Below are 9,840 nucleotides of genomic sequence, written 5' to 3' on the forward strand. Positions count from 1 at the left end.
CGGCCCGCTCCCGTCCTCGACCCGCTCCGGCCCAGGGCCCGTACGGTCCGGTGCCTCGCGGGGCCCGGTGCCTCCCCCGGACCCGGACGTGACGCAGCCGCGCCCGCGCCCCTCCCGTACCCCCCGCCCACCTGCCACCGCCCCGTGCCCCGAGGAGCTTCGCCATGCCCATTCTCTCCATGACCACCTGGCCCAACCAGACCGACGAGAAGTGCCAGGAGCTCATCGAGGAGCTCACCGCCACGGTGCACCGCGTCATCGGCGCACCCCTCGACAAGATCACCGTCTACATCCAGGAGATCCCGCAGAACCGCTGGGGCGAGGGCGGGGTGCTCGGCACCGACCCCGAGTTCGCCGCGCTCAGCCGCCGCCGCGCCGCGCCGGCGGACGCCTGACCGCACCGGCACGCCCCGCGCGCGCCGTCCTTCCGCCCGTACCCGCACTCCTCGCCCTCCCCCCCGTCAACCTGGCCTTTTCCAAGGAGAGTTCCCATGGCCATCCTGACCCGGTCCGCGCGGACCGACCGTGGCCCGGTCGCACCGGCCGCCGGATCCGCCGCACCGCAAGGCAGTTCGTCCACCCTCGTGCTCGTGGCGGCGCTGCTCGCCTTCTTCGTCATCTCCCTCGACGGCTCGGTCGTCAACGTGGCCCTGCCGGCCATCTCCCACAGCCTCAGCGGCTCGATGGCCGACCTCCAGTGGATCGTCGACGGTTACACGCTGATGTTCGCGGCGTTCATGCTGTCGGCCGGCACCTTCTCCGACCGGATCGGGGCCAGCCGGGCCTACGCCTGGGGACTCGCCGCCTTCACCGTGGCCTCCCTGGCCTGCGGTGTCGCCCCCAACCTGGGCACGCTGATCGGCGCCCGCATGGTGCAGGGCGGTGCCGCCGCGCTGATGGTGCCGGCCTCGCTGGCGCTGATCCGGCAGAACTACAACGACCCCGGCAAGCGGGCGCGGGCCATCGCCATCTGGACCGCCGCCGGTTCCGTCGCCGTCGCCGTCGGCCCCGTGATCGGCGGCATGCTCACCAGCGGGCTGAGCTGGCGGGCCGTGTTCTACCTGAACCTCCCGGTGGGCGCGATCGGCCTCGCCCTGCTGACCCGTATCGCCCCCTCGGCGCGCCGGGCGGCTCCCGTCGACCTGCTCGGCCAGCTGTCGGTGGTCGCGGCCCTGGCCGGTCTCACGTACGCCGTCATCGAGGGCGGCCGCGCGGGCTGGGGCAGCACGAACGTGCTGGGCACGCTGGTCCTCGCCGCCGTCGCGGCGGTGGTCTTCGTCTTCACACAGTCGCGGCGCGAGCACCCGATGGTGCCGCTGAGCGTCTTCAAGTCCCGTACCGTGCTGGTCTGCCTGGCGGCCGGCTTCACCATCAACGCGGTCTTCTACGGCGCCATCTTCGTCCTCGGCATGTACTTCCAGCAGGTGCGCGGGGCCTCCCCGGTGAGCACCGGCGCGATGTTCATCCCGATGTGCGCGCTCATCTCCATCGTCAACATGGCAGGTGTCAAGCTCGCGGCGCGCCGCGGGGCCTGGCTGCCGATGACCATCGGCCAGCTCGTGATGGCGGGCGGTTCGCTGCTGATGCTCACGGTCTCCTCGCACACGGCGTATCTGATCCCGGTGCTGCTGCTGGTCCCGATCGGCCTGGGCGGCGGGTTCGCGGTGCCGTCGCTGACGGCCGCGATCCTGGAGAACGTCGACGCCGAGCGGGCGGGGACCGCAGCCGCGGTACTCAACACCTCGCGTCAGGTCGGCAGTTGCATCGCGGTGGCGGCGTTCGGCGCGATGATCGCGGACACCGCGCACTTCCGGCACGGCATGGACACCAGCTTCGTGATCAGTGTCGTGATGCTGCTGGCGACCGCCCTCACCACGGCGTTCCTGCTGCCGCGCCCGGCGCGGTCCGCCGACTGAGGCGGGGCGGGAGCGAGGTCCGGGGGCACAAGGCCCGGAGGCCGGGGGAGACCCGGTCCCCGGGCCTTCCGGCTGCCCGGCTCCGTACCCGGTGCGTGGTGCCCGGCACTCGGCACCGGGTACCGGGCACCACGCACTCGGCAAAGAGCACATAAAATACCTTCACGAAGGAATGTAAAAGGTCCATGATGGTCGTGAACATCCGTTCCTCTGCCGTTGTCCACCACACCGAAAGCCGGTGTCTGTCATGACTGTTCTGGAAGAACGCACCTCCGCGCACCCCCCGCCCGCAGTCCCGCCCGCCGCCCCGCCTTCCGTCACCACCCGCTCCCGGCTCGCGGAACTCGGCGCGATCCGGCGGCTTGCCCATGACGGGCCCGCGCCCGGCGCCACCGCGCAGCAGCACGCCCGTGGCCGTCTCACCGCCCGGGAACGCATCGAACTCCTGCTGGACGCGGGCTCGTTCACCGAGATCGAGCCGCTGCGCCGGCACCGCGCCACCGGCTTCGGCCTGGAGGCGAGGCGGCCGTACACCGACGGTGTGGTCACCGGCTGGGGAACCGTCCACGGCCGTACGGTCTTCACCTACGCCCATGACTTCCGCATCTTCGGCGGCGCCCTCGGCGAGGCCCACGCGGCCAAGATCCACAAGGTGATGGATCTCGCGCTGGCCGCCGGAGCGCCGCTGGTCAGCCTGAACGACGGGGCCGGCGCCCGGATCCAGGAAGGCGTCTCCGCGCTCGCCGGCTACGGCGGGATCTTCACCCGCAACGTCGCCGCCTCCGGGGTCACCCCGCAGATCAGCGTGATGCTCGGCCCCTGCGCGGGCGGCGCCGCCTACTCGCCCGCGCTCACCGACTTCGTCTTCATGGTGCGCGGCATCTCCCAGATGTTCGTCACCGGCCCCGACGTGGTCCGGACGGTGACCGGCGAGCAGGTCACGCACGAGGCGCTCGGCGGCGCCGACGTGCACGCCGCCGTCTCCGGCGTGGCCGCCGCGGCCTACGACGACGAGGCGGCCTGCCTGGAGGACGTACGGCACCTGCTGTCCCTGCTGCCGTCCAACAACCGCGAACTGCCGCCCCACGAAACCCCGTCGGACGATCCGGAGCGGCGCTGCGAGGCCCTGCTCGACCTGGTGCCGGCCGAGCCGAACCGCTCGTACGACATACGCCGGGTGATCGAGGAGATCGCCGACGACGGCGAGTACTTCGAGGTGCAGCCGGACTGGGCGGCCAACCTCGTGTGTGCGCTGGTCCGGCTCGACGGCCATGTCACGGGCGTGGTCGCCAACCAGCCCGCGGCCATGGCGGGCGTGCTCGACATCGACGCCGCGGAGAAGGGCGCCCGGTTCGTGCGGTTCTGCGACGCCTTCAACATCCCGCTGGTGACCCTCGTCGACGTACCCGGCTTCCTGCCCGGCGTCGGCCAGGAGCACGCCGGGATCATCCGGCACGGCGCCAAGCTCCTGTACGCGTACTGCGAGGCGACCGTCCCGCGTGTCTCCGTGGTGCTGCGCAAGGCGTACGGCGGCGCGTACATCGTGATGGACTCCCGCTCGATCGGCGCCGACCTGGCACTGGCCTGGCCCACCAACGAGATCGCCGTGATGGGCGCGGAGGGTGCCGCGAACGTCGTCTTCCGGCGGGAGATCGCCGCCGCCGACGACCCTGGGGCGGTCCGCGCCCGGCGTATCGAGCAGTACCGGTCCGAGCTGATGCACCCCTACTACGCGGCCGAGCGGGGCCTGGTCGACGACGTCGTCGACCCGCGCGACACCCGGGCCGTGCTCATCCGCTCACTGGCCATGCTGCGCGCCAAACACGCCGACGTGCCCTCCCGCAAGCACGGGAACCCGCCGCTGTGAGCGCCGGGAACGACGACGAGGGGGTCCTGCTGCGCGTCCTGCGCGGCGCGCCGACCCCGGAGGAACTCGCGGCGGCCACGGCGGTCCTGCTGGAGCTGGTCCGCCGCGTCCCCGAGGACGGCGGGGCCGCTCCCGCCCGGCGCACCGCCACCTGGCACCGCCCCGCCCTGACCACGCACCGCGCCGCCACCTCGTGGCGCGGCTGACCCGGCCGGCCCGACCCGGCCCGGTCGGACGATTTCCCACCGTCTTCCCGCCGACAGCGAGGATCACCATGCCCGTGACCGGAACCACGACCCACGACACCCCGGCGACCGCGCCGCCGGAGCGCCCGCCGACCGGGGTGCCCCGGACGCCCCGTGTGGAGACCTACTCGCTCGAGGAGGTCGTCCGTATCAGCGGCCTCGACGCCGACACCCTGGGTTGGTACGAGGACCAGGGGCTGATCGAGAGCGCCGGGGAGGACCCCTACGGCGTCCGCGCGTACAGCCCCGTCCATCTGCGCTGGCTGGAGTTCCTCAACCACCTGCGCAGCACCGGGATGTCCCCGGCCGAGATGAACCGCTACGTCGAGCTGTACCGGGCGGGCGACTCGACCGTCGCCGCCCGCCGCGAACTGCTCGAGGCGCACCGGGAGCGGGTGCGTGAGCTGGCCCGGGACTGCGGTGCCACACTGCGCTACCTGGACTGGAAGATCGGCTTCTACCTGGAGCGGGAGACCGCGCTGGCGCGGGCCGCCGTACCCTCGCCGAGCACGGCCGAGGCGTAGGCGGCGGCCACCGGTTCCAGCCGCAGCACTCCGTGGGAGGCGGCGGTGTGCACGTCCCGCCACAGGCGGGCGAGCGTGCCGCCGCCCTCACGCAGGTGCGCGCCGCCGGTGCGGAACATGCGGTCCACCGCGTCGGCGAGCAGCCCGGCCGCCACGGCGGCGTCCCGCTGGTTGACGGCCACCAGGTCCGCGGTGACGGGGTCGGAGTCGGCGCGGCGGGCCGCCCGGTGCAGCAGCAGCCCCGCCGCGTCGATGTGCGCCGAGGCCACCGCGAGCGTCTCGCGCACCGCCGCGCTGTCGTACGGGGGGCGCCCGTGGGGTGCCTTCGACGCCGCCCAGCCGGACCACACCTCCAGTGCCCGGCGGGCGGCGCCCAGCGCGGGGGCACAGAACAGCAGGCCGCCGACCAGCTGGGCGGGCGCGGTGTGGCAGCGGGCCAGGCCGGGCGTGTCGCTGCCGTGCAGCAGCGTCGCCCGGTCGAAGGTGCGGTGGTGCGGTACGAACACGTCGTGCACCGCGGCGGTGTGGCTGCCGGTGCCGCGCAGCCCCGTGGCGTCCCAGGTGTCCGTCACCTCCGCCGCCCCGGCCGGCAGCGCGAACACCCGTACCCGGCGGTTGTCCCCGCCCGCCTCCGGAGCGGCGACCAGCAGCCAGTCGGCGCACTCGACGCCGCTGACGCAGCCCCAGGTGCCGGTCACCCGCCAGCCGTCCTCGGCCGGTTCGGCGAGCCCGGCGGGCGGCATCAGCGCGGCCGAGATCCGTACGTCGGGCGAGCCGCCCCACAGGTCCCGCTGCCCCTCCTCGGGCAGCAGCGCGGCGAACCGCCCGTGCGCCGCCCAGAGCATGCCGAGCCAGGCGGCCGAGGTGCACGCCTCCCCGAGCGCCGTGACCCCGGTGAGCAGGGCCTCGAAGCCGCCCTCCGCGCCGCCGTGGCGGCGGGGCACGAAGTGCCGGGCGAACCCGGCGGAGGTCACCTCGGCCACGACCGCCCCGGCGAGCCCGCGGTCGCGGTCGGCGGCGGGGGCGTGCTCGGCGGCCGCGGGGAACGTGCCGGGTAACGACGGCGACGGAGTGGAACCGCTGGGGGCAGGGGTGCCCGGCGCGGGAACGCCGGGCGCACGGGTGCCGGTTGTGCGGTTTTCGGCCGGGGCGGGGGCGAGCGTGCCGGGGGTGAGCGTGGTCTGCACGGGGCTGCTCCTTGTCCGATTGCCCGAGAGGCAAAGGGAAATGGGTGGAAGGGGTTGATTTGCCGTTCGTGTGAAACGTGAGCGGAACGGAAGCCGCATCCGGGAGGTAAAAAAGTGCGTTCAAGAAGGTATTATTTGGAGAGTGGCCGTTCCCCGTTCTCGGCCACCACCGGAAGGGACACCCGATGGCGAAGCAGGCGCGCTCCCGCCGCACTCACGATTTGGTCCTCGACGCCGCCGCCGCCGAGTTCGTCGAGCACGGCTATCCGCGTGCCAACCTCCAGCACGTGGCGGCCCGTACCGGGCTGACCAAGGGGGCCCTGTACGGCCACTTCGCCTCCAAGGAACACCTGGCCAGAGCGCTGACCGAGCATCTCGACACCGTGGTGGACAAGCTCTTCGCGGAGCGGGCCGCGGCGGACCTGCCGGCCTTGCAGCGGCTGCGCGCCCTGTGCTGCGCGCTGGCCGAGCACATCGAGTCGGACGTACGCATCAACGCCGCGCTCCGGCTGGTGATGGACGAGGCCCCCACGGCCGCCGAGCCGCCGAAGCTGCTGGCGGGGCTGCGCACCCTGGCCGCCGAGGTGGTGGAGAGCGCCAGGACCGAGGGCGCCCTGGGGGAGCGGCCGCCGACCGCGTCGCTCGCCGACCTGGCCACCGTGATCCTGGTGGGTGCCTACTACACGGCGCCCGATCTGGAGCGGCGGGGTCTGGCGGGGCGGGTGCGTGATCTGTGGGACGCGATGCCGGACGCCGGTCAGGCCGTACGCGGCACGGTGACCCGGTGACCCGCCCCGGCCCCGGCCAGGGCCCTGGCCCCGGCCCCGGCCCTGGTGACGGCCCCCGTCGGCGCTCCGCCGGTGGCCGCGGCCGGTCCCGCGGTGGCCCAGGTGGTCCGGCAGGAGGCGAGCACGGTGCCGTTCTGCACGGCGTCCAGGGTCAGCAGTTCGGTTCCGGGGACCGGGCCGGGGTGCCGCTCGCGCACGGTCAGGTCGATCGGTGCGTCGAGTTCGCCGAAGGCCAGGCAGTCGACCTGCATCCCGAGCAGGGTGTGCTCGGTGGCCAGCGGGTCGGTGCCGGGGTGCAGCAGCAGATGGCCGAGCTGGCGGAAGCCTTCCAGGGTGACCATCAGCGGCACATGGTCGCTGGGGTGGTCGAAGAAGATCGGGTGCGCCACGTCGATGAGCAGCTGCCAGGGGCCGTCGGTGCGTTCGCGCACCAGCACGCTGTCCTTGGCACGCAGTCTGCCGACCGCCGAGGCGTGCACCCGCTCCACCGGGCGCGGTTCGGGACCGGTGACGGCGACACCGCGCGGCTTGGCCCCCCGGCCGCGCAGCATCGCGTACCGCTTGTCGTCCACGGCGACCACATGCAGCGAGCCGTGGCCGCAGGGCCGGCCGGCGACCGTGAGCACCACGTCCAGACGCATGCCGAACCGATTCGGCGGACGGTTGCCGACCCACACCCACCGGGCCTCCAGCACCACCGGGACCGGCTCGCCGCCGATGCGCAGCGCGGCCGGATCGGTTATCTCGAACTCCGAGCCGAAGCCGATGAAGCGGTGGGTGAGCGGCACGTCGTAGTAGGCGTGTGCCAGATAGACCAGGGCCTGGCGGATCGTCTCCATGAAGAGGAGCGGGTCGGTGGTGCCGTCGCTGCCGGGGGAGTAGAGCGCGTGGTCGCGCGGCCACTGGGCGGCGACCAGGAAGCTGTCCTCGTCCGTGCGGACGGCATCGGTCAGGAAGACCTCGGTGATCGCGGCGCGGTGCACCATGTGCCGCGGCACGGGCTGGAGATAGCTGAGCTGCGGGTGCCCGGCGCGTACGGGGGGCGCGGGGACGGCGGCGAGGAGGCGCGGGGCGGTGCTCGTGCTCCTGACGGAGGCCTTGGCCGTGTCAGCAGATGTGGCGGCAGGCAGATGCATGGTCTGAACCCCCAGTGAATGTATTCACGCAGACAGCAACACCGGCACGAGAGGCTTCCGCTCGAGCCGCCACTTACAATACATTCCCGAAGGTATATTTCAAGGAGTGCCAGAGGATGGACAGCATGGCCGTCGAACGCAGCGCCCCTACGACGCCCCGGCTCGGCCGCGGCACCGCCCCCCGTCACCGGGACACGGGCCTCAAGCAGGAGCGTGCCGTCCGCACTCGGGAGCAGGTGCTCGACGCGGCGGCGGAGGCGTTCGCCACCAGGGGCTTCCCCGCCGTGACCGTGCAGGACGTGGCCGCGCTCGCCGGGGTGACCAAGGGCGCCGTCTACTTCCACTTCGCCAACAAGGAGGCCCTCGCCCAGGCCGTCGCCGAGGAGTTCTACCACCTCATCGGGGCCGTCGGGCAGGAGGTCGAGGAGGCCGGGCTGCCTCCGCTGGAGTCGGTGACCGAGCTGCTGGTGCGCACCGCGGTGGCCTTCCGCGACAACACGATGATCCAGGCCGGGGCCCGGCTCCAGATCGAGCGCTCCCTGATCGGCGCCGAGATGCCGATGCCGTACCTGGGCTACACCGAGGCCCTGACCAGGTGGCTGCGGCAGGCCCAGGAGGAGGGAGTCCTCCTCGCTGGCCCGTCGCCCGAGGCCACCGCCCGGGTGCTGGTCTCCGCCTTCTTCGGCGCCCAGCACATCTCCTGGGTCCTCAACGACCGTGCCGATGTGGCGGACCGGGTGCAGGAGATCCTCACGGCGCTGGTCCCGGCGTAGCGCCTGGTGTGCCGTGGTGCGGATCCGGCGGGGCGGTCCGGAATCCGGCGGGTCATCCGCCGGGTTCCAGACCGCCCCGGTGCGGTCAGACCGTTCCCTCCCGCGGCGTCCGTGCCCCGATCAGTACCGCCAGGTTGCCGGGCGGGTGCTCGTTGTCGTGCAGGAGCTGATGGGCCTCGCCGATGCGGTCGAAGGGGTAGGTCCGGGAGAGGCAGGGGTCCAGGACACCCCGGGCGATCAGCTCCGTCACCTCGCGGGCCTGGCGGGCGTTGGCCGCGTGGGAACCCTGGAGACGTTTCTGCCGCATCCACAGGAACCGCAGGTCGACATCGCCGTTGTAGCCGGTGCTGCCGCCGCAGATGACGACCATCCCCGCGTTGTCGCAGACGTACATCGACGTCGGGACGGTGTCCGCGCCCGAGTGCTCCAGCACCAGCCGCGGCGCCCGGCGCTCCCCGAGCACCTCCCACAGCCGCCGCCCGAACCCCCGCGCCCCCTCCGTCCAGCGCGCCATCGCCTCCTGGTCGTCCGTGTGCGGCAGCCGCCCCCAGTGGCCGAATTCCCGCCGGTCGATCCACCCTTTCGCGCCGAGCCGTACGCACTCCGCGCCGCGCTCCTCGCTGGAGACCACCGCGACCGGCGTACCGCCCGCCCAGCGCACCAGCTGGATCGCCATGCAGCCCAGACCGCCCGCCCCGCCCCAGATCAGCACCGGGTCGCCGGGGCGCACGGTGTGCGGCTCCCAGCCGAACAGCTGCCGGTAGGCGGTGGCCGCCGTGACCATGTAGCAGGCGGCCTCCGCCCAGCTCAGCCGGGCCGGCTTGGGGTGACACATGTACTCGTCGGCCACCGCGAACTGCGCGAACGAGCCGAAGTTCTCCTCGTACCCCCACACCGACTGCGACGACGAGGTCGCCGGGTCGGCGCCCAGCCGGATGTCCTCGGCGTGCTCGTCCCACTGGTTGCCGAGCACCACCACCTCGTCGCCCGGCCGCAGGGTGCGGACGTCCTCGCCGACCGCCCACACCACGCCCGCGCCGTCGGAGCCCCCGATGTGGAAGTCCTCCGCCGCGCCGCGCCGCCGCCGTGCGGCGATCACGTCCAGCGGACGGCCGAGCGCCGCCCACACGTTGTTGTAGTTGACCCCGGCCGCCATCATCTTGATCAGTACCTGGCCGCGGCCCGGCCGCGGGGTCGCCACGGTCTCCGTGCGGAACGCGTCGGCGGGGCGGCCGTAGCGCTCCGGGCGGATCAGCGAGGCGTGCATCAGTGCCGGGATCTCGCCGAGCGGCGGCGCGTCCCCGAGGGCGTACGGCTCCTGCGGGCCGCGCGGGACCTGGAGTCCGCGGAGTCCTCCGGCCGGGGCGGGCGGCATCGTCGTCACGGTCATCGTGGGGTTCCCTT

At 73.2% G+C, this 9,840-nt stretch carries 10 protein-coding genes; 7 read left to right on the forward strand and 3 right to left on the reverse strand.

The window, feature by feature from the left end; all coding sequences use genetic code 11:
* Window positions 1–164: 164 nt before the first annotated feature.
* The 5 genes from ABZ862_RS33500 to ABZ862_RS33520 all read left to right on the forward strand — a co-directional run bounded on the left by ABZ862_RS33500 (window position 165) and on the right by ABZ862_RS33520 (window position 4,552).
* Window positions 165–395: a tautomerase family protein gene (locus tag ABZ862_RS33500; protein WP_360966660.1), complete on the forward strand. Its 231-nt coding sequence runs from the start codon at window positions 165–167 to the stop codon at window positions 393–395.
* A gap of 96 nt (window positions 396–491) precedes the next feature.
* Complete coding sequence (locus ABZ862_RS33505) at window positions 492–1,916, forward strand: MFS transporter (protein ID WP_360966663.1); 1,425 nt, start codon at window positions 492–494, stop codon at window positions 1,914–1,916.
* Between the two features lie 247 nt (window positions 1,917–2,163).
* On the forward strand, window positions 2,164–3,783 hold the full coding sequence (locus ABZ862_RS33510) for an acyl-CoA carboxylase subunit beta (RefSeq protein WP_360966666.1): 1,620 nt from the start codon (window positions 2,164–2,166) through the stop codon (window positions 3,781–3,783).
* Window positions 3,780–3,989 (forward strand): acyl-CoA carboxylase subunit epsilon, encoded by a 210-nt coding sequence (locus ABZ862_RS33515; RefSeq protein ID WP_360966669.1) that lies wholly within the window; start codon window positions 3,780–3,782, stop codon window positions 3,987–3,989. Before ABZ862_RS33510 ends, ABZ862_RS33515 begins: the two co-directional genes overlap by 4 nt.
* A 74-nt stretch (window positions 3,990–4,063) precedes the next feature.
* Window positions 4,064–4,552 (forward strand): MerR family transcriptional regulator, encoded by a 489-nt coding sequence (locus ABZ862_RS33520; protein ID WP_360966672.1) that lies wholly within the window; start codon window positions 4,064–4,066, stop codon window positions 4,550–4,552.
* Here the strand turns inward: ABZ862_RS33520 and ABZ862_RS33525 are convergent.
* Window positions 4,486–5,739 carry an acyl-CoA dehydrogenase family protein gene (locus ABZ862_RS33525; RefSeq protein ID WP_360966675.1) on the reverse strand — a complete coding sequence of 418 codons (1,254 nt, stop codon included), beginning with the start codon at window positions 5,737–5,739 and terminating at the stop codon, window positions 4,486–4,488. The two genes, ABZ862_RS33520 and ABZ862_RS33525, sit on opposite strands and share 67 nt — an antisense overlap.
* Window positions 5,740–5,924: 185 nt before the next feature.
* On the opposite strand from ABZ862_RS33525, the gene ABZ862_RS33530 reads away from it, so the two are divergent.
* Entirely contained in the window at window positions 5,925–6,527 is a 603-nt protein-coding gene (locus ABZ862_RS33530) for a TetR/AcrR family transcriptional regulator (RefSeq protein WP_360966678.1), read from the forward strand.
* On the opposite strand, the gene ABZ862_RS33535 is transcribed toward ABZ862_RS33530, so the two are convergent.
* Complete coding sequence (locus tag ABZ862_RS33535) at window positions 6,497–7,663, reverse strand: ScbA/BarX family gamma-butyrolactone biosynthesis protein (protein ID WP_360966681.1); 1,167 nt, start codon at window positions 7,661–7,663, stop codon at window positions 6,497–6,499. The genes ABZ862_RS33530 and ABZ862_RS33535 overlap by 31 nt on opposite strands.
* Window positions 7,664–7,779: 116 nt before the next feature.
* Between ABZ862_RS33535 and ABZ862_RS33540 the strand changes: the two genes are divergently transcribed.
* Window positions 7,780–8,436: a ScbR family autoregulator-binding transcription factor gene (locus tag ABZ862_RS33540; RefSeq protein ID WP_360966684.1), complete on the forward strand. Its 657-nt coding sequence runs from the start codon at window positions 7,780–7,782 to the stop codon at window positions 8,434–8,436.
* A gap of 85 nt (window positions 8,437–8,521) precedes the next feature.
* On the opposite strand, the gene ccrA is transcribed toward ABZ862_RS33540, so the two are convergent.
* Window positions 8,522–9,811 (reverse strand): crotonyl-CoA carboxylase/reductase, encoded by a 1,290-nt coding sequence (gene ccrA, locus ABZ862_RS33545; RefSeq protein ID WP_360966789.1) that lies wholly within the window; start codon window positions 9,809–9,811, stop codon window positions 8,522–8,524.
* Window positions 9,812–9,840 lie beyond the last annotated feature (29 nt).

The sequence above is a fragment of the Streptomyces sp. NPDC047000 genome (genome assembly GCF_040644295.1).
Lineage (GTDB): Bacteria > Actinomycetota > Actinomycetes > Streptomycetales > Streptomycetaceae > Streptomyces.